The organism is Paenibacillus sp. GQ49 (genome assembly GCF_059759055.1).
This window is the reverse complement of sequence record NZ_JCAXEL010000036.1, coordinates 1-22,762: the sequence shown is the minus strand read 5'-3', so window position 1 is coordinate 22,762 and position 22,762 is coordinate 1. Positions and strand designations below refer to the sequence as shown.

The 22,762-nt window shown below is 48.7% G+C and carries 2 protein-coding genes; both read right to left on the bottom strand.

From position 1 onward, the window contains the following. Nucleotides 1–51: 51 nt before the first annotated feature. Nucleotides 52–12,258 (bottom strand): SDR family NAD(P)-dependent oxidoreductase, encoded by a 12,207-nt coding sequence (locus AC6CIF_RS31545; protein ID WP_498202716.1) that lies wholly within the window; start codon nt 12,256–12,258, stop codon nt 52–54. Nucleotides 12,259–12,268: 10 nt separating this feature from the next. Further along, nucleotides 12,269–22,744, bottom strand: a complete 10,476-nt coding sequence (locus AC6CIF_RS31540) for an SDR family NAD(P)-dependent oxidoreductase (RefSeq protein WP_498202715.1) — start codon at nt 22,742–22,744, stop codon at nt 12,269–12,271. Nucleotides 22,745–22,762: the final 18 nt, after the last annotated feature.

Here is a 22,762-nt window from a genome sequence, read left to right as displayed (position 1 = left end):
TCATCAAAAAAAAGCGTCGCTCATTCATGAGCAGCGCTTTTTTTGATGATCTTATTTAATCTGGTTTTTGGAACTCTTGCGTGGGACTCTTGCCTTGGTACTTTTTTTGAAGGATTGAATGTCTTTTTCTGTAACCCCTTCACTTGAATACAACTGCTTGCAGAAAGCACCTATTCGATCAGAGCTTGCGGGATTGGACAACAGTAACATATGGTTGGAAACATCGATGTCAAACAAATTAAAATTCGGAATGTTCTCCGCCCATATGCTCCAATAGGTTGAGTTGTTCAGTTCGATGCAATCTTCCTCCGTGACAAAGTAAGGCTCAAGTTCACCAAAGAAATGTCCGCTTTGATTGCGGAAATAATAACATGCCACAGCATCTCGATCTGCAAGCGATTGAACTTGGTACTGATCTGCCTGATATGCCTGCTGAACCTTGACACATTGCTCAATGAGCTGCTGTAGATGCTTCTCATTTTTGAAAAGCCCTCTGGATTTCGCAATTTCTGTTAAGTGTTTAAGAAAATCCTCATTACTTAGTTCCATATTGATTTCATCGCGGTGAATTAACGTGTCTGCAATTTTCTCCGGTTGATGAAGAATCGAAGACATTAGCGACATATTCACGGATTGTAAAATATAACCTTTGTCCGACGAAGTCATTTCGTCTTTATCAGAGAGATGGATGGAATCGAGCATCACCACGCTGTTTACCTGGTCACCCTGACTCTGAAGTAACCTGCACACCTCATATGCAATCAGGCCGCCAAGAGAATAACCGCCAAGATCATACGGCCCTTCCGGCTGAACGGTTTTTATGACATGCACATAATACATTGCCATGCCTTCGATCCCATATAACGGAGAGCGGTCAGTCATCCAGCCTCTTGCCTGGATACCGTAGAAGGGCCGCGTACACCGGGATGCAATAACCTGATAACCTTCCACCCCACCCATTGCGGCGTGAAACCAGAAGATGGGTCGACCTTCAGAAGCATGATTCAGCCGAACAAGTTCGGGGAATTGTGACCATGACTTAACAATCGAATTCAAAGAGCCATTTGTCTTCTCCTCCGGTCGGGTGACGCTAAAACTTGTTGGCTTGCCCTGAAGCATAGGGGTCTGATTTATTCTGTCTGTCAGACTTGCTATGATGTCTGCCAAAGTCAAACAATGTTGCAAATCTGCTGCATTGATTTCAGGATTCAGCTCGGTTTGCAATCGTTGAATCAACTGAATAAACACGATGGAGTCCATTCCATATTGCACAAGAGGTGTTGATTCCTGAATCTCACCGCTTTCCAAGCCAAGCAGATCCAGGATGATGGCTGTGATCCTGTGTTCCAGTGATGTATTCCCGGCTACATCTATACTGGAATCAGGAGCACCTTCCTTCAGGCTGGAAACGACTACAGATTTAGCATGAGCAAGAGTATGAGTAAGGTCAACCCAGCATCTTCTCTTTTCAAATGGATACCCAGGCAATGAAATGATTTGAGCAGGCTTTCCTTCATGCAGACCTTCCCATGAAACGTTGCCTCCTTTGGACCAATACAGTGCAATTTTATCAAGGCTGCCATCAGCCATGAAAGCTCTCAATATTTTTTCGCCAGCCCTTCCTGACAACAGCTCCTTCACTGCCGAATCTTCTTCTGCCCTTCCAGTAAACATCGGACAAGAATCAACCCAGTTTTTATTTGGCTTTTCCGCTTTCAAAAACTTCTTCAGCCCGGTAATGAGCTCTTTTTTATGACTCACAATTAGAGCCAAGCGATCCGGCATCGCTTCTCTGCCCACTTGTAGCGTGTACGCAACATCCCTCAGGCTCATCTCGTTATTTAATATGACTGTATTCAGGAGTTGCTGTGCAGCGGCCTGCAAGCGTTCCTTGTTCAACGCCGATAGAATGACAACTTGGGCCACCGAATCTTCGCTCACTGCATCATTTTGCTCTGTTTCAGCGGCAACGTACTCTTCGATAACCACATGTGCATTTGTCCCGCTGATGCCTGTGGTGCTAATCGCTCCCATTCTTGATGCATTCAACGGCGTTCTCCACGGTCTGTTTTCTTTATTGATATTGAGGTTGCTGCCCATGCTCATGTTGATATGCCGATTAGGCTCTTCATAGGAATGCAAAGCCGGAATTGTTCTATGCCTCATGGCCATCAACATCGTTATGAGGCTAACCAAACCGGATGCCGCAAAGGTATGTCCGATTAAAGGTTTGACGGAGCCAATCGCCACGGATATGTCCTGATCGTTGTAAGAACCATATACGTTGGATAATGCCTGCATCTCAATTGCATCTCCTATCGGAGATCCCACACTTTGCGACATGATGAACTGCACGCTGCGTGGATCAATCCGATACCGTTTGTACACCATTTTCATCAACTCTGCCTGTGACTCAGGATCAGGCGAAGTCAATCCATTGGTTCGTCCGCTGTAATTAACACCACTGCCTCTAATTGTGCCATAAATATGGTCTCCGTCCCGAATGGCCTGTTTCAAAGGTTTGAGCATCAACGCGGTCACAGCCTCACCAGGCACCATTCCGTTAGCATGTTCGTCAAATACGCGGCACTGGCCGTCCGGGGATAACATGCCTGCCCGATGGAGAGCTGTGTGCAGCATGGGAGACAGTATCAGACTCACAGCCCCGGCCAAGGCTGTGTCGCACTCTCCGCTTCTTAACGCCTGACACGCCTGATGTAGAGCTACCAGCCCTGAAGAACATGCGGCGGTGATCGCCATATTGGGCCCTTTCAGATCCAGAACATATGCAATACGGGCCGCAAGTGTGGCATTTTGATTACCGTTAATCGATCCTTTCTCTGCTGTCAAATAACCATATTCACCTTCTTCAACCCCAACGTATACCCCACAATTCTGGCCACGAATACGATCCCCCATATAACCGGCATCCTCCAGAGCATGCCACGCCTCTTCCAGAAACAGACGTTGTCTGGGATCCATCATTGCTGCTTCGTTCGGTGAAATCTGGAAAAACATCGGATCAAAACGATCGATATCCGCCAAATAACCTCCCCATGCAGGAATATCAGCATCCTCATTGGTTATATCCTTCCCGCCTTTTGAGGTCCAACGACTGCGGGGCAATCTCGATATACATGAAGAACCTGATTCAACATTTGTCCACAAATCCTCGATGTTGCCTGCCTGCGGAAACCTTCCGCTCATGCCGATGATGGCTATGGGTTCTTCCCTGTGAAGTTCAGTAGGTTCAGGGACAGGATGATCCATAGATCCGTCAAGCTCCTCCATTACAGATGGATTGGTGTTTCTGTCTGTATAGGAGTGATCCTGTATTTGTGTTGGATATGCGGTTGACATCATGCTGTACCTTGCTTCCATTTCTTCGGAAAAGGACGTGATCAGATGCTGCGAAAGTTTGTTCAGGGTTGCATGTGCAAAAAAGACGGTCGGTGACAATTCAAGCTTGAATTGCTGGCTCATAAGCTCAGCGAATTCTGCCAGACTGATCGAATCAAAACCATAATCCGCCAGATTCCGGTCCGGGTCCAGCTTGGTTGCTTCCATTTTCAACAGTTGGGCAGCCCAGCCTCTCAGTTCTTGCCCTACACATTCCTGTAAAGTCTTCCCTAATGGAGAATGTGAATTCCTTATTTGGGCCTGATCCTGATTTCTCGCTTTTGTGCGCAATCCAGGGGAAGACTGCTTTGAAGCCGGCATGTCCAAACCTAAAAAACGCTGTATGCGGCTTGGCCTTCCCGCCAGAGCAAGCTGATGTGTACCGGATTGTCTGATCACCTGATCAAAAAAAGCGATCCCCTCATCTTTTTCCAGAAAACGCAATCCACTTGTTCTCAGATACATGTCCGTACCTTCTGACGTCCTGGAGCCCATTCCACCTTCTCTCCAAAGTGGCCATAAAATGGCGATTGTACGAATATTCTGATCCTGCATCTGGGCGTACGCCATCTGAAAACGATTGGCCACAGCGTAGTCACAGGAACCAAAGTCCCCCAGCAGCGCCGACGAGGATGAAAAATAACAGCGAAAAGCCAGAGGTTCGTTTTGCAAAGCTTCATCCATCACAAGTAATCCTTTAACTTTGGGACGTAACACTTGATCGAACTCTTTTATGCTTTTGGACAGCAAGGTTCCCTGACTTTCCATTCCGGCGGCATGGACCCATCCGTGGATATCGCCACATTGCATTTTTGCGGATTCCAGAGCCGATGTTACTTCCGCCGCTTCACTCACATCTGCCTGAACATATATGACCTTACTGCCATTTTTTCCAAGGTCCTTGAGCAATTGCCTGTTCATCTCATCCAGCGGAGATCGCCCCATCAAAACAAGATTGATTCCCTTTGAAGCCCAGACTTTTGCGAAAATAACACCCAATCCGCCAAGTCCACCTGTAATCAATACAGTCTGTCCAGGCTTCGGATAAAGGGTATACTCATCAGCATGTTCCGTTAAATCTACTTGCTTCATTCGACTTACCAAACGACGTCCATGCTCAAAACGAACACTTTGTGGCGATCCCGATAAAAGTTCATCCCACAGCAGGTTCGACAAGTCCGCAAATGCCAACATATCCGAGTTCTGTCGTGCCTGCGAGCTGCATACGGTTAATTTCGTCTTCTTCATACTCAGACTTATTGAACGTTCAAAGCCAATCCATGAGTCGAGGTAACACTGATCCAGCGCAGTGACATGTTCTCCAGCCAATAAAATACGTTTGGGTTGTATATTCTCCATAACCATCGCTTGGATCATGTGTACAATCGGACTTGTATCACGTAAATATTGGGCATCATCAAACGGCCACAGATACAGAACCGCATCAATATGATCTCCTTGCTTGGCGATCATGCGAAATTGTTGACAGTATACTTCCCGATCCATTTCCCCGGCCTCCAGGCCTGCCTTTTCAACAAAATAGACCTCGGTATCTGGACTGCGGCGAGCCAACATTTCGCGAATGATGGACTGTTTGTTTTTATCCGATAACAGACATATCAGTCCCCTGACATTTTCTCTGGCCAGCTTGCCCGAATCTGAGTCAAGGTGAGCGGATTCTTCCCAAATTTCCTGGAAAGAAAAAAGTTCCGTTGCTTCTTCCGATGGTACGTGCTGAATCTCAGAACCAAATTGTTGTCTTTCGGCCGGGGAACCCGATTCGAATTTATGGGCGAACTGATACGGCACCCAATACTTTTCCTTGGCAAATGGATACGTGGGCAAGCTTAACCTGGAAGGTTTATCTTGATCATCTTTATATAAATGCTCCCAACGAACCGGATATCCCTTGGTCCACAGATCCAGCACCTTTCCATAGGAACCGTTTTGCAGCCATTGGTTTACGATTTCCTCTGTGCCTTCGTCCATGTTAAACAATAATGCTTCTTTGCCACCTTGCAGACCCGCTTGGTACATTAAACCTTCTGGTAGTTGTTCCATGCCTCCATCCAGTGCTGCGCTCAACTTTTCCTTCAGATCGGCGATGCCAGAAGTCAGCACACCCAACCGCTCCTCCATCGCATTACGTCCCACTTGTAACGTATAGGCCAGATCGCGGAGATCAGTATCCATATATGAATCGTACTGCAATCTCTTCAGCAACAAACGAACCTGCTCCTGAAGCTCACCTTTATTCCGTGCAGACAGAACAATCATTGTCGGATATTCAGGTGCCGCTGAGTGATTCGCCTCTTTTTTATCCAATTTCCCCGTGTACTCTTCAAGAATGACGTGAGCATTGGAACCGCCAAAACCAAACGAACTGACCCCCGCTCGTCTTGGCATCGCCTTTCCGTCCGCATTTGTAATCGGCTTCCATTCTTGCAGATCACGAACAAGGTAGAACGGACTGTCCTCCAGTTGCACGTAAGGATTCACTTCATCCAGATGAAGATTTGGAGCCAGTTTTTGATGTTTTAATTGCAGCAGCACTTTGATTACACCTGCAATGCCAGCAGCCATCTCCAAGTGCCCTATATTGCTTTTTACCGAGCCTAGTCCGCAATGTGCCTCACCCATTTGGCTATCCCCTGTGTGTTCATACAGATTCCTAAACGTCGCTTTAAGCGCATTGACCTCGATCGGATCGCCCAAAGGAGTGCCTGTGCCGTGTGTTTCGATATAACCTACCGTTCTCGGATCAATTCCCGCTTTTTGGTACGCTTCGAATAACAATTCCGTCTGAGCTTTGGGGTTGGGTGCCGTTAATGAATTGGCGCGACCTCCATGGTTTTCGTTTGTTCCACGGATAACGGCATAGATATGATCTCCCGCTTCCTCGGCATCCTTGAGAGGTTTGATCATCAACATGCCGACCCCTTCACTTCGAACATATCCATCAGCCTGAGCGGAGAACGTTTTACACCGACCATCACTGCTCAACATACCTGCCTTAGTTAAGCTAATATATCCTTCGGGTGTCAAAATGGTATTAATACCGCCTACAACGGCTGCATTGCAATCCCCGTTCCTCATCGCCGTGACTGCGCGATGGATCGCAACCAGCGAACTGGAGCATGCGGTTTCAATCGGCTCGCTCGGGCCATGGACGTTAAGAAAATAACTCATCCGGTTCGGTCCAACCGAAGGTACAATTCCCGTGGACGTATAGCTATCCATAGCCATGCCTGAAGACGCGATGAGATTGCTGTATCCCGTACCAGCCGTTCCCACAAATATGCCAAGCTTGCTGCCAGAAAGGCTTTGCGGAGCATATCCAGCGTCTTCAATCGCTTTCCACACATACAGCATTAGAAGCCGCTGCTGCGGGTCCATAAGTTCCGCCTCACGGGGAGAAATACCAAAGAATCCGGGATCAAATTGATCCACACCCTCAATAAACCCTCCCCAGATCATGTCGAGTTCCCCAGCCTCGTTAAAAGAGTCCTTTTGATAAGCATACTTTTCCCGCCGAGACCGAGGAATTTCCGTAATGCAATCCCGCTGGGCTGCCAGATTGTCCCACAGCTCATCCGGGTCAGCAGCCATCGGGAAAATACCACTCATGCCTACGATTGCAATGCCTTGATCCTCCATGACATTTGTTGGCTTCACCCTTCCCACGTCCGAGGCATGTTTACTTGTAAATTGTCGGAAAACAAGAGGTTCAGCTCGTTCAGTCCCACTCTTTGCTTGTATAGGAAGCATTTTGGATGAGAATCTAGTCAAAAATTGTTGTTGATAGGTACGTGTTACATATTGCGAGAAGGCTTGCAGCGTCGAATATTCAAAAAACAGTGCCGGGGTGAGACTCATGTTGAAATTCTCGTTAAGTGTGTTGGTCAGTTCCGTCAGCATGATGGAATCAAGTCCATACTCCCCAAGTTCAACCTCGGGATCAATGTGTGTAACCTGCACCTTAAGAAGTGACGAAATCAGGGAAGCCATCGCTTCCCTGACCTTATGTTCAAGCCAGGCTGTATCCGTCTGTTCCTCTGGGATTACTGGCTGCCCAGAATTCCGTGAGCCAAGAGCATCGGGGGAAGACAAAAACTTCTGTCTCAATCGAGTCACTTCACCTGCCGCAACCAGCACCTGACTTCTTCCACTTGCCAGTGCCTGATACAAGGCTGCGGTTCCTTCTTCCTCGCTCAGAGGATGCATGCCTGTCTGTTTTTTCAAGTTACGTAATTGCTGTTCATTAATCTGCATACCTCCCGATTTCCAAAGAGGCCAGTTCACCGATAACGTTTGTCCAACCCGCTCTCCTCTCTGGACAAGCGTATTGCGATAAGCAGCATAACGATCCATGAAAGCATTGGCAGCAGCATAGTCTGCCTGTCCAATGTTACCCGTCACACCTGTACCGGAAGAAAATAAAATCATGACATCCAGGTCATCCATCCGTGTTGCTTCATCCAGATAAACCGTCCCTGCAACTTTGGATGCCAGCACCTCTCTGCACTCTGCACCTGTTTTATTTTCAAGCAGACGGTCCCGGGTAATGCCGGCTCCATGCAGAACGCCGTTTACTTTCCCATAAGTATGACGAACCATCGCCAGCACTGTCTGAACATTCTCTTCATGAGTTACATCCATAGTCATGTATTGAATATTGGCGGGCAGTTCCTGAACCCTCTGTCTGGCAGCAGTTGATAATGCTGGAGCTCGGCCTGTCAAAATGATTGTTGTCCCGGTCGCCTTAAGTGCGATATCCTGCGCAAATATGGTTCCAAGACCACCGCCTCCTCCAGTAATAACGTACACGCCCCCATCCTGCCAAGGATGAGCTGGCAGATGCTTATGGCCTTCCCGATTAGAACGCTCCCCGATGGAACTCACTGCCTCGGTGGACACGTCCTGAACAAGTTCCTTCCATGATGCACGGTACAGTTGGTTCTCCATATATCGCAAGTGATCCTCATTCTGCATATTTGCACAGGACTTAAGCCGTTCCACCCATTGTTCCAGTGACGTATCACGCTGCATTTCAACAAGCTGGCAGCGTACCTGCGGATGTTCAAGCTGAACGGTACGGAGCAGGCCAGACAGCCCTGTCCACAGTCTGGATTGTTCTGCATCGTCAGGTATGACAACCTGAATGAATTTGCTTCCTTCATGACGAAGGCTCTCACCATCTTTGAACTGCTCCAGCAGGGCAAGCACATATGCTTCGTAACGTTGTGCAAGGGTTCCTGCTGAACCGAGTCGTATCAGGGAAACCCCTGGCATTTCTTGTTTCAACCTTTCGGTCATCGTAAAATCTGCCAACTCACCACACAGGATAATCCGGTGTTCGCTGTATGAAAACGGTACGGAAGAAGACATGCGGTTTGGGGCCGTTTCCCAGTATGGCTCCAGAAGGATTACGCCTTCTACCTCGGGCATACTCACGGTGACTTGTTCCATCCAGATCAGAACCTGACCAGCGTCATTGGCTATGGCTACGTCCAGTCTAAGATCGGATCTAACCGCTCCAGTCGAATCATGATATGGCGGCGTGCCCAGGCGAATCCATACCCAAACAGGTTGTCCATCCTGCAAAACCTCCAAGGAATGGACTGATTTTATGGTAAAGGCTCCTCCGAGGTTCACTTGACCCTGTTGCCCACAAAGTTCACATAATCCAACTTGAATGACGTCTTTCAGCATTTCTGGATCAATGAACATGTTGGTAGATCTTGTAGTTTCTTCGGAACTGGAGATGTGTAGCAGTACTTCTCCATTCCCCTTATAACTTTGTTTCACACGGCCCGTAGTCTGTCCGCCAGACCATGCATTATACGCGTCCGATTTAGCTGAGTTGGAATCCAACTCACACCGCTTGCGTATAACTTTCAGGTCAAACCTTGTCTCGTCATAGGTGGAGCTTTCCAGTTGGGAAACTGTTCCCGTTGTTAATAGCTGCCGTTCCTTATTGTTGCTTACACTACAAATTTCGAAAAGAAGAACATCCTGATCTTCTTCAGGGTAAATTTCAATTTGAATCTGTAATGGAAACTCCGTGTTCAGGAAGTTTGTGTCATGCTGCACCCACTTCACATCGGATAATCTGAGCTTCATCACCGATTGCCCATCCCCGTCTGACGACTCCATGGCATGCTGCGCCGCCACACGAGCCATTTCCATACAGGCTACATCGGGAAAAGTCCGTTTGCCCGATGTAGCAGAAGTTTGCAAAAATGACTCGGTTCCAGTAAAAATGGAGCTATAGCGCTGTGAGTATAAATTAGAAATGTTACTGTGTAGAAGGGGATGCAGAACCCCTGCCGAGTTCGAATATTCATCTTCGAATGGCCGCGGCATTCGGGAATCCGGGATCGGAACCCAATACTTCTCTTGGGCAAACGGATACGTTGGCAGACTGATTCTGACTGGTTTCTTCCCATCATACAGTGCTGACCATTGGACAATGAACCCTCTTGTCCAGATCTCTGCGACTTTGCCCAGCTTGCCACGCAGGTACCATTTATGGACCAGATCCTGCATTTCCTCATCTTCTGTTAGTGACAGGAGTGTATCCTTGCGTTTGGCTTGCCCTCTGTACATTTCAATCCCGTCATGACCTGTGACTGCTCCTTCATGCATGTAATGAGTCAGGCCAGTCGCCAATTCAGCCATAGTCCCCACAATCAGTGCCAATCGCTCCTCCATAGGCTCGCGTCCGATCTGTAACGTATAGGCCATATTAGCCAAATCGTTCTCTGCATACTTTCCTTCACGCAAGGCCTGAAGCAATAGATTCACTTGTTCACGCAATCGTGCTCCGTTTCTGGCGGACAACACTACGATCGCAGGGTCTTGTCCGGAGATTGCTGTTGTATTTTTTTCATGATTCTCCCGATTCGGAATATACTCTTCCAAAATGATATGTGCGTTCACGCCGCCAAAACCAAAGGAGCTCACTCCCGCACGTCTAGGCATTTCCCTGCCATCGCTATCTCTCGGGGCAGCCCACTCTCTTGTTTCCCGCACAATATAAAACGGGCTGTTGTCCAATTGGACATAAGGGTTAATCTGATCCAGATGCAAGCCTGGCACGAGTTTACGATGCTTCATCTGAAGCAATACCTTCATGACACCCGCCACACCAGCAGCCATCTCAAGGTGTCCAATATGAGACTTTACAGAACCCAAACCGCAATGCGGTGTTCCAAGCGGTTCATCTCCGGATTGACGAGCCAGCTCTTTAAAAGCGGCCTTCAGCCCATTCACTTCAATTGGGTCACCCAGAGGTGTCCCCGTTCCATGGGTTTCGATATAACCGACGGTTCTTGGATCAATATCGGCTTTGCGATAGGCCTGGATCAATAGGTCAGCCTGTGCTTTCGGATTAGGTGCCGTTAAGGAGTTGGCCCGTCCACCATGGTTCTGGCTTGTACCCCGAATCAGCCCATAGATGTGATCTCCCGCTTGTTCTGCATCTTTCACCCTCTTTAACATCAGCATGCCGACACCTTCACCGCGAACATACCCATTAGCCTGTTCGGAAAAGGTTTTGCAGCGTCCGTCTTCACTCAGCATCCCTGCACGGTTAAAGCTGATATGCCCTTCCGGGGTCAGGATGGTATTAATACCGCCAACGATGGCTGCATCACAATCCCCATTTCTCATCGCTGTTACTGCCCGATGGATAGCAACTAGCGAGCTTGAACAAGCCGTCTCTATCGGTTCACTAGGACCATGCACATTCAGAAAATAGCTCATTCGATTGGGTCCTACGGATGGAACAATTCCGGTTGAGCTATACCCCTCAATAGCCATTCCGGAACGGGAAATCAGACTGCTGTATCCCGTTCCGGAGGTGCCCACGAATATACCCAGGTTACTTCCAGACAAGCTTTGAGTAGCATAGCCCGCATCCTCAATGGTCTTCCATACATAGAGCATCAGCAGACGCTGCTGTGGGTCCATAAGTTCCGCTTCCCGCGGGGAGATGCCAAAAAATGAAGGATCAAATTCATCCACACCATCTATAAATCCGCCCCATTTAATGTTGGTTTTATTCGATTCCTTTAGGGGATCACCATAAATGGACTTCCAATCCCAGCGTGACAATGGAATTTCGGTGATACAGTCTCTTCCTTCGATTAAATTTTCCCACAGCGCATCCGTATCCTGTGCCATCGGAAACCTTCCTGTCATGCCTACGATCGCAACAGGTTCAAACGTTGTTATCGCCTTGTCTGCTCGCTGAAAGGTTGGAGAGTTTCTTTTCTGAGCTTGATGAAAGCTTTCATCATTTACGGAAGTTCCAGCATTCTCAGCGTTCTCATACTGGTGAGCCATTTCAAAATTTTCGGCTGACTTAAATCTGTTCTTCATTGTGGATTCAGACGAAATATGTGTTTTCTGGACATCTCCTGCCGAGGCAGGAGATGTCCAGATTTCTGCAAATTGATCAACATAAGTTTCCAAAGCATAGTCTGTAAATTGCGCTAAAGTTGAATGTTCAAAAAAAACGGCCGGGGTCAGATTCAGTCTGTAGTTCTTGTTCAGGGAGTTACTCAGTTCGGTTAACATAATGGAATCAAATCCATACTCACTGAGCTCCACATCGGCTTCAATTTCCTCCGGTCGTACCTTCAATTGATCAGCCACAGCCTTAGTCAACAATCTGCGTGTCTTTTCATGTAACTCGGTATCAGCCTGATGCGTGTTCCCGGATTCCTGAGACTCGCCGGAAGTCTGGGTGTGTTGATTTTGCGCCATTAAAGAGGTTAGTTGATTGGCAGCATCTTGCGGATTTAGTTTACGTGTTCTGATATCATTGTATATTTGATACAAGTCGTCTTTCATCCGATCACTCCTATTCCTTCATGAACGCTTCAACAAATTGTGACTCCGTTAGTTCCCCGTCCAGAACACGATTAACCAGTTCCGAAAAGCGGTCGTCCCTGGGCTTATCCCCTTTGGGAGAAGCTGTATACATTGGGGAGGAAATACCTAGTGTTTGTGATTTTACAGTTCTGATCTTGCCCCGAATTCGTTCAGGGTTCCCTGCCATGACCATCACTCTGGAAGAAGTGGATGATAGTGCAAGGGTTAATGCCTCTATTCCCTGATTCGAATGCAGGGGTCTCATTCCCATTTGCCGCCACATCATTTGTTTGACAGATGAGTCCACCTTCATGCCGCCATTTTCCCATAGTGGCCAGTTTAAGGACAGTGTCCTGCCGCTACGTTTGCCCTGACTCACCATCGTTTCCCGGTATGTTGCGTATAGGTCCATGAATGCATTGGCTGTAGCGTAATCACTCTGCCCCATATTGCCGAGCACGGCAGTTCCAGAGGAGAACAGAATGAAGAAATCCAATGCTTCCTTATGTGTAGAACGATCCAGGTGTATAGTGCCCGCCACTTTGGGTTTCATAACCTGACGCCATTCTTCCTCTGTCTTGGCAAGAAACAAACTGTCTCTGATTACTCCTGCTCCATGAATAACGCCGTGGATAGCGCCATAGACTTGTTTGATGCTACCAACAAGGTTCTCCACGGCTTCACCATCCGCTACATCAACCTGCAAATAGTCCACCCGTGCTCCCTGCTCTCGCAATACTTCAAGGGATTGTTCCATCAGACCGTCCATCGGTGATCTGCCCACGAGAACAAGTGTTGGATGCTTGGCTTGTGTGGCGATCTCTTGCGCAAATACAAGTCCAAGCCCTCCCATACCACCTGTAATGAGGTAAACACCATGATCACGCCAAAACCGTTTTTCAAGAACAGTGGACGGTTCAATCTCTTGCCAGTCTGCCAATTCCCGTCGACGACCCGTATAACGAATCCAGTTATCTTTAGGCTCGCAAACGTCCAACTTCAATAGCTGTAAAATATCTTCGTTATCCAACTGTTCGTCCATTTCAATCAACTGTCCCGCAACAGCCGGATATTCGAGTTTAATACTTTGCAACATACCCGACAGCGCAGCATACAAACGCTGCTCTCCATCATTAGGCACAACGGCCTGTATAATTCGCGGTTTATTCGATTCACTGGACAGTATCGTTTGAAGTTTACCAAACACCTGCAAGGCACCATCCTCAAACCACTTTTCGGCTGTGGCCATTCCCTGATCCAACCCAATCGGTATAAACGATGCTGACGGAAATTCAAGCTGCATCTCACTCAACCTGCAAGCGAGTGCACCACATAAAATAACGATATGCTCAGCGTCTGGAGTCTTCCGGCTCCGACCGGCTCCTTCCACCTCCATCTCCCGCCAGTACGGCTTTAACAGCAGCATTTCAGACCGAGCGGTTGTGTCAGCACCTGGCGCTGTGGATTCTGGATCGGGAAGCTGTCTGGAGGAAAAGCCAATTAAACGAACACAGACACTTCCTTCTTGATCAAACAAATCAATATCAAACGTCATTCCTCTCCCATCCGAACTGGAATCGGAGCTGTAGCGCACCCATGCCCACATGTCTTGAGCACAAGCTTTATAGATCCGGACTTTCTTTAACGCAAAAGGAACCGAAGGCTGTGGTCCACCTGAACCATGTCCCGCCTTTTTCCCATCCACTTCAGGATGCTCCAGCATCATGCCAATAGAGGCCTGCAACGCGGAGTCCAATATACAGGGATGAAGGACATATGAGTTCATTTCCGCCAACAAATGCTCAGGCAGCTTCAGTTGAGCCAAAACTTCCCTTTCACCGATGAACAATTGCTGTATTCCCTCAAATGCAGGTCCGTACTGGATACCGGCTTGCCTAAATACCTCATAACAGGCTTCACCCGTCCAGGTCGATCGGCTGCATGCAGCCATGAGTTCGTTCAGGTCATGAATTGGAGGGGATTCAGCTTCTTCATTCCATCCAAGCTGTCCTTGACTGTATACATGACGTTTACCCTCAACCTGCTGGTCTTGCCGGTATATCTCATAACTTATAAGTTGAGGATTTTCTGTGACAGGATGTAATCCGATTCCTACCTGAATGCTGTTAGGGATTGCTGCATCTCCATCCATGACTACGGGACTGATCCACACCACATTTTGCAGAAAAACAGGTCTTGTTCCGGTAGCGGTAAGCTGCAATGCAGCCCGGGCCATTTCCAATTGGGCCACCCCGGGAAGTACGGAGACTCCATGAATAATATGATCCTTAAGGAAGAATTCTCTTCCATTGAAGACCGAGCTGAACCTTTGCTCAGTGAAATCAGACGTATTTTGTTGCACCAGGGGGTGAAGAGAAGTCCATGAGCGCTCCCGCGATGGCTGCTCTTCCCCTTGCTCTCTTTCCTTTGACGCCATCCAATATTCCTCTCTGGCAAAAGGATACGTTGGCAGGCTGATGCGTAATGGTGGTACATCGCCATACATCTGTCCCCAGTTCAGATCATAGCCCTGGGCATACAGATCAGCCAGCACATGGAGTATATCCCTCTGTTTCTCCGAGGACAAACTTCTTTCGGTGCTTTTGATAATCCATTCATCCCCATGTTCCTGTAACAGCTTTTGTCCAGTAAACCTTCTTGGCACCACGCCCTCAAACAAAACCCCTGACTTGGATTGCCCCCGCTGTTTCAACATGTATATGGCATCTTCCCTGGACTGCACAACCACCGCACAACGGTGTCGGAAATGCTGTCGTCCCTCCAGCAGCGTGTAGCTCATTGCCGTCAGATCAGGCATCTCTTCCCGTTCCAGTACAGCGATCATGTCCTCCACCTTGCGTTGTAGTGCTGCTTCCGTTTTGGCCGACAGTGCCAGCAAATAATAAGGTGACGCATAACCAGCCGTTCGTTTTTGTCCGCTGCCTTCATAACTCTCCACTACGACATGCACGTTGGTTCCGCTCATGCCAAAGGCACTTACCGCTCCCAGTCTCGCCTGCTCTGTTCGTGGCCAAGGCCGATTGCTTTTGTTCACATAAAACGGCCCCTCCGACCACCGGATATATTCACTTTCCTCTTCACAGTGCAGACTTGCCGGGATCGTCTCATGACGCATCGCCTGTACCAGGCTAATCAGGCTCACCACTCCCGAAGCGGCGAGGGTATGACCCAAATTCGTTTTTACCGACGTCAGTGCACAGGAGCCTGGCTCCATATTTCTTGATTTGTAGGCTTCCTGCAAAGCATTGATTTCGACTGGGTCTCCCAGACGTGTTCCCGTCCCGTGGGTCACAATGTACTGCATGTTCTCCGCCCGAATGCCGTACCGTGTATACACCTCATTCATTAGTGCTGTCTGTGCCACACCACTCGGCGCGGTGATTCCATTCGTTTTGCCATCATAGTTCATGCCGCTGCCCCGAATGACCCCGTAGATCGAGTCTCCATCCGCCTCAGCCTGAGATAAGGTCTTTAATACAACAACCGCTATCGCTTCTCCCGGAACCATGCCATTGGCACGCTGGTCAAACGCATAACAGCGCCCATTCTCAGACAGCATGCCCGCCTGGGACATCGCTTCGAGTCCCTGCTCGGTAAGCAGCAGGCTTACTCCTGCCGCAAGAGCTGTGTCGCACTCTCCCGCCCGCAGGCTGGCACAAGCTTGATGAACAGCCGCCAGCCCCGAAGAACAAGCCGTATTAATCGCCATGTTGGGACCATTCAGGTCCAGCAGATAGGCTAATCTGGCGGCCAGAATGGCATTGTGGTTGGATGTAAGCGGCCCGTCCAGACCGACAACTTGCAAATACTCGTTATTCTCCACCCCGACAAACATACCTACCCGGCCGGAGGATAGCTGTCTTTTCCCATAAGCGGCATCTTCAAGCGCTCTCCAGGATTCCTGCAATAGCAATCGCTGACGCGGGTCCATGCTCTCGGCTTCACGCGGAGAAATTTCGAAGAAGCGTGGATCAAACTCCCGTACTCCTGGTACAAGACCGCATTTCCAAGGTTCACGCCCATTGTGGGTGGAAAACCGGTCCTCCGGTGCCCTTTTTATCGCTTCCTGACCCTGACTGATCATGGACCACATCTCGTCCACATCTCGTGCTTCGGGGAAACGTCCGCTAATACCAATAATGGCAACAGGTTCCGTGAATTGATCCATTTTATCCAGATTACGTGCAGTTGGACGAAGATCGGATGCAGGGAAGGATTTACCGCCAGCCCATCTTCCGGAACGTCCGGATCGGTAACCTCGGTCCGCGACATTGGATTTCATGTCGGTCACGGCCTTCCTTTCCTCGTACATGCCAACTAGAACATCCCGATGTTCATTTTCCAGATATTCAGCCAATCCTTTCAATGTGGAATGTCCAAAGAAAATGGATGGTGTCAATTCTGCTCCGTAATGACGGCTCAACCGTGCTGCATACTCTGTCAAGCTGATGGAATCAAATCCAAACTCTGCGAGATTGGCTTGAGGGTCCAATTCTTCATGAGGTATCTTTAATAGCTCGCTTGCTATTTCTCCTAGCTCCCATTGAGCGCACTCAGCTACCGTTTTACCACGCAACTCCACACGCAGCCCTAACGCAGGGGCCGCCTCATTCAAGACTGGATTCCCGACCTCATACGAAGTATAAGATGTGCTGGCCGGCTCCTCAGGTGTGAATTCAACACCCAGAAAACGATGTATGCGTTCCGGTTTCCCCGCCATAACGAGTTGGTGAGCGTAAGGTTCATTTAGAATTTTTGGAAATAATGCCACCCCTTCGTCTTTTTCCAGAAAACGTTGACCGCTGGTTTTGAGATACATAGCCGAAGCATTCTTTTCGCCTGTGCCCATTCCGCCCTCTCTCCAAAGCGGCCAGTTGATGGATACCGTGTGAATAGGACCCGTGCGATGCTGTTCTTGAGCATAGGCCATCTGGAATCGATTCGCCACAGCATAATCACAGGAGCCGAAGTCACCCAAAATAGCCGATGAAGAAGAGAAATAACTGCGGAACTCCAGCGATTCATTACCCAGTGCTTTGTCCAATGCCAATGTTCCACGAATTTTGGGAGCAAGCACACGTTCAAAATCAGCTGCTGATTTATCCAGCACACTTACCCGACTTTCAATCCCGGCGGCGTGGATCAGTCCGTGAATAGTGCCAAATTTGCTTTTGACAGCCCGCACCGCTTCTTCGACTTGTTCCAGTACGGCAACATCAGCCTGAACATACATAGCCTGACTTCCCGCCTCGATCAATTCATCGAACCTATGCTGCTTCACGGAATCCAGAGAAGATCGGCCCATCAACACCAGATTTACTCCCAGCGGAGCCCATGCTCTGGCAAAAGCGAGGCCAATTCCTCCCAATCCGCCCGTAATCAAATATGTCTTTCCTGGCAACACGTATTCTGTCCCTTGTTTGTAATGCTCGGCAGGCGGGATTGGTCTGATACGGCTTACTTTGCGCAGATCATTCTCATACCGCACGCTACACCGCTGGTTCGACCTTAATTCTTGCCACAGCCGTTCACTCCACCTTTTCCAGTTCACTTCGTTACTGGATGGTTTATCGCTGCTGATCACTTGTAATTTCGTATGGGGCATAACAAGCCCAAGTGAACGCTCAAAACCAATCCATGCATCCAGGTAACAACGTTCGATTCCTGTTCTATATTCCCCGGCGAGCAGAATTCGGCCAGGCTTGATCTTCTCTGCTGCCAATGCCTGAAGCAAAAGTAAAATCGGCTTCGTGTCTTGCAGCAGTAGTGGCTCCTCCAGTGCCGACAAATGTAGTACAGTATCCACGTTCCCATATTGCTGGCTGATCTCCTGAAGCGCTTCCCTGTACTTCGCATGATGATCAAGATCCGTCTCTTTTTCCCACATTCCCGGATCGATGAAGACTAGCTGGATCTCAGGATTGTGATGTTTCATCAGTGAAACGAACCTCTCCTGATTCTCCTGACGGGAAAGTACACATAATATGGTCTGTGGGTTCTCTTCATGATGAAGTTCTGGCTTCGATTCTTCCCAGATTTCCTCAAAAGCCATCAGAAGGCTATCAGCGACCTCACGTTCTATCTCCTTTCTTTCCATGTCCTCCGGCATATCTTTTGTCATCAAATTCTTTTGGACCTGTAATCCCGCCATGTGTGCAACTACCTGTTCTTTCTCATTACAGAAAGTAACATCCAGCCCGGAATCCAACTCCCTGATCCACATCCACAGCGGATGCTGCCAGTGATCTGCCGTAAACTCCATGGATTCCATAGAGAGCCAAGTATGTTTTTGTTGTTCATTCAGCACTTCATGTACACTCGACTCGCCGGCCTCTCTTGTTGGCATGGCCTCGTTAAGACAATCTGCTGCCTTTACTGATCTTGTCTCAAAGATGTTAGCTGCCAGTGATACAGCTTCAGTCAGTAACTTTGGAGTATATAACAAAGTCCGATCCTGAGCATTAATTTCAGCTGAAAGCTTTATTAACACTTCATTTTCACCGGTATAACAACAAACAATGGATGATCCTTTAAGTTCTGAAGAGAGGTTTGCAGTCTCCAAATGTGTGCATCTTTCAGTGATGGACTGCATGTCCATAGGCGGACTCACGAATTCCTGTGATTCATATTCAATACGGCCCCTGCTCCACAACTCTTCATCACCGTCAGCTCGTTCACTGAATATTTCATAGATTAAAGATTGATCTGATTCTGGAATAATGGCCAAATGAACTTCCAGCGCCTGCTCTGTCACCACAACCGGATTGACCCATTGATGCTCGGTCAGCTTCATCCGGACCGGGGCCTGGTTCATCTCGCCCGCTCCCTTTAACGCATATTGCGCAGCAGCCCGGACCATCTCCAAGTGGGCTGAATCCGGCAAACATTGGTAACCCGATTCCATAGGGTCATGTAACAACGGATCTTCCTGTTCAAAAATAGAGCTATAACGCTGTTCGCGCAGCGTTGACGTATTCCGGTGTACAAGCGGGTGGAGCTTTGCTGTATGAAGCTGCTCGTTCAACCGGCTTGCTCCAGGTGATGACTGGGTTACCCAGTATTCTTCCTGGGCAAACGGATATGAAGGCAAATGAATGCGTTCAGGAGCAGACTCACCGTACATGTTCATCCAATCCAATGCGTAACCCTGACAGTATAAATCCGCCAGCACATGAAGAATGTCACGGTATGCCCCGGTTGCAGTCGCTTGAGTTCCATGCTGAAGTTGATGCAAAAGCTCATGACCGTGTTCCCGAACAATGCGCTGTTCAGTGAACTCCCGGCCCACTGTCCCGCAAAACATCTTCCCGTTATTTTCTTTCGTACCGAACTGTTTCCAGACATGCACAGCATCGGCCCGGGACTGCACAACCACCGCACAACGGTGACGGAAATGCTGTCGTCCCTCCAGGAGCGTGTAACTGATTGCCGCCAGATCCGGCTCCTCTTCCCGTTCCAGCACGGCGATCATGTCCTCCACCTTGCGATGTAGTGCCTCTTCCGTTTTGGCGGACAGTGCCAGCAAATAATAAGGCGCTATATTTCCAGCCATTTGTTTTTGCCCGTTGCCTTCATAACTTTCCACCACGACATGCACGTTGGTTCCACTCATGCCAAAAGCACTTACCGCGCCCAACCTCCCCTGCTCCGTTCGTGGCCAAGGCCGTTTGCTTTTGTTTACATAAAACGGCCCATCCGACCACCGGATATATTCACTCTCTTCCTCACAGTGCAGACTTGCCGGGATCATCTCATAACGCATCGCCTGTACCAGACTAATCAGGCTCACCACACCGGATGCAGCGAGGGTATGACCCAAATTCGTTTTTACCGACGTTAACGCACAGGAACCTGGCGCCATATTCCGTCCTTTATAGGCTTCCTGCAAAGCCTTGATTTCGACCGGGTCTCCGAGGCGTGTTCCCGTCCCGTGGGTCACAATGTACTGCATGTCCTCCGCCCGAATGCCATACCGGGCATATACCTCATTCATTAACGCCGTCTGTGCCACACCACTTGGCGCGGTGATTCCATTCGTTTTGCCATCATAGTTCATGCCACTGCCCTGAATGACCCCGTAGATCGAATCTCCATCCGCCTCAGCCTGTGATAAAGTCTTTAATACAACAACCGCGATCGCTTCTCCCGGCACCATGCCATTGGCACGCTGATCGAACGCATAACAGCGACCGTCCTCAGACAACATGCCTGCTTGGGACATCGCTTCGAACCCCTGTTCAGTAAGCAGCAGGCTTACTCCTGCCGCAAGAGCTGTGTCGCACTCTCCCGCCCGCAGGCTGGCACAAGCTTGATGAACAGCCGCCAGACCCGAAGAACAAGCGGTATTGATCGCCATATTCGGGCCATTCAGGTCCAACAGATACGCCAACCGGGCGGCCAGAATGGCATTGTGATTGGACGTAAGCGGTCCATCCAGGCCGACAAACTGCAAATATTCATTATTCTCCACTCCTACAAACATGCCGACCCGACCGGAGGAAAGTTGTTTTTTGCCATAAGCGGCATCCTCAAGCGCTCTCCAGGATTCTTGCAATAGCAATCGCTGACGCGGGTCCATGCTCTCGGCTTCACGCGGAGAGATTTCGAAGAAGCGGGGATCAAACTCTCGTATCCCTGGCACAAGACCGCATTTCCAAGTAGCATCCTTTTTACTGCTGGTGAATCGATCCGAGGGAACGGTCTTAACAGCCGCTTGTCCATTTACGAGAATCGACCACATCTCATCTACATTGCGCGCTTCAGGAAATCGTCCGCTGATACCAATAATGGCAACAGGTTCATCGGCCGCTTGCATTCGTCGTGTATCTCCCAAACGCCAGTACTTGCCAGATGCTTGTCTCTGGGCGTTAGGCTTTCGGGCTTTGGAACGATGCTGTGCCACTTTGCTTTTTAACGGTGCGGCTTGCTCTGTATGTTTTTCTCCCGTTTGAATATCGTGATCTGCATATTGATCCGTGATGGTCTGCTCGAATTCTCGCTCCAGATAATGAGCCAATTCATGGAGTGTGGTGTGATCGAAAAATATGGATGGTGCCAAATCCACTCCAAAATGCTGATTAAGAACCGTTGCATATTCAGTCAGGCTAATGGAATCAAATCCATATTCGGCAAGATTTTCATTGCCATCAATCAGTTCCCTTGGAATTTTCAACGTTTGGCCTGCCAGTTCCTTTAACTCCCACCTTACACACTCAGACGTTGTTAGGCCCAAAAGTTCCGGTCTCCGGCGAGAAGCCATGGAAGCAGATGAAGCTTCTTTGGAGAGGATCACGGTTTCTTTCTCGGATTCACCGAATGAAGATTCAAGTACAAATGCACCTGCACTTGTAGTTGCAGCATTCGAATGTACCGCTATTCCGTCGTTTTCTGTCCCCTGCGACATGGCTGTAAAGCCTGCTTCTAATCCCTGAATCTTCAACACTACGCGTCCTTCTGATGAATACAAACGAATGTCCAACACTTCAAGTCCTGACGCCCCATTCATCCGTTCTCTTCTGTCTACTCTCGCCCAAGAAATATTTGATGCGCCTATTGCATCAAGTCTTTGAAGGGATTGAATGTAAACAGGACGTGAAGCAGACATATCCAACTGCTGCTTTGCTTCATTTTCAATTTCTGTCCAGCCTAGCCCCCCATAAACGGCAAGGTGAATTGCATCTACTGGCAGTTTGTACACTGGTGGTATAGATAGCACATCCGTTGCATGTTCAAACTTGATCAGAACATGGTCCTCCCCCACATATATACGTTCTACCGCATAAGGAGATGAGGACAAGGCTGACTTTGAAGCATGGTTCGCAAAAGCAGTGATTGACGAATCCAGCTCAGCGGTGTAGAGCATATCGATAGAATCAATCTCCAGAGCATCTGATCCTGTGAACTCTGAAGCCACCTTTTTGGCCATTCCGCTACTATATACGGGTTGAAATCCCCCTACATTTTCACCATATATGACGTATCCCACTGTTAAATGTGATTCGGATTGCAATGAGATGTGTAACGGAAGTGTCTGATCAGACACGTAAACAGAGCTGTCCCATACCACATCCTGCAACTGGATCGATAATTCAGATTCTTCTTGATCATGATGATCAGGTAACGCCAAATCCAGAGCCGCATAGGCGATCTCCAGATGAAGTAAGTCAGGCAATAATTTTGCTGCTTGTTCTTCATGGATCTCCATAAGCATAGGTGAGTCCATCGTGAAGAGTGAACTGTATCGCTGCTCATGAAGATCCGAAGTATTGCTATGCAAAAGTGGATGGAGCATGGCTGATCCGTTCGTACCAACCGTGCTGGACGATACCAACTCTGTTTTCTTTGGAGCCCAGTAGGGATTTCTTGCAAACGGATACGCCGGCAGACTGACTCGGCGCGGGTGCTGCTGTCTGTTGTCCCCGTATAGCTCCATCCACTGAATCACTGCCCCTCGTGTCCACGT

Coding starts and splice junctions, on each gene's coding strand:
- AC6CIF_RS31545 (WP_498202716.1), bottom strand. CDS start 12,258: ATGAAAGACGACTTGTATCAAATATACAATGATATCAGAACACGTAAA.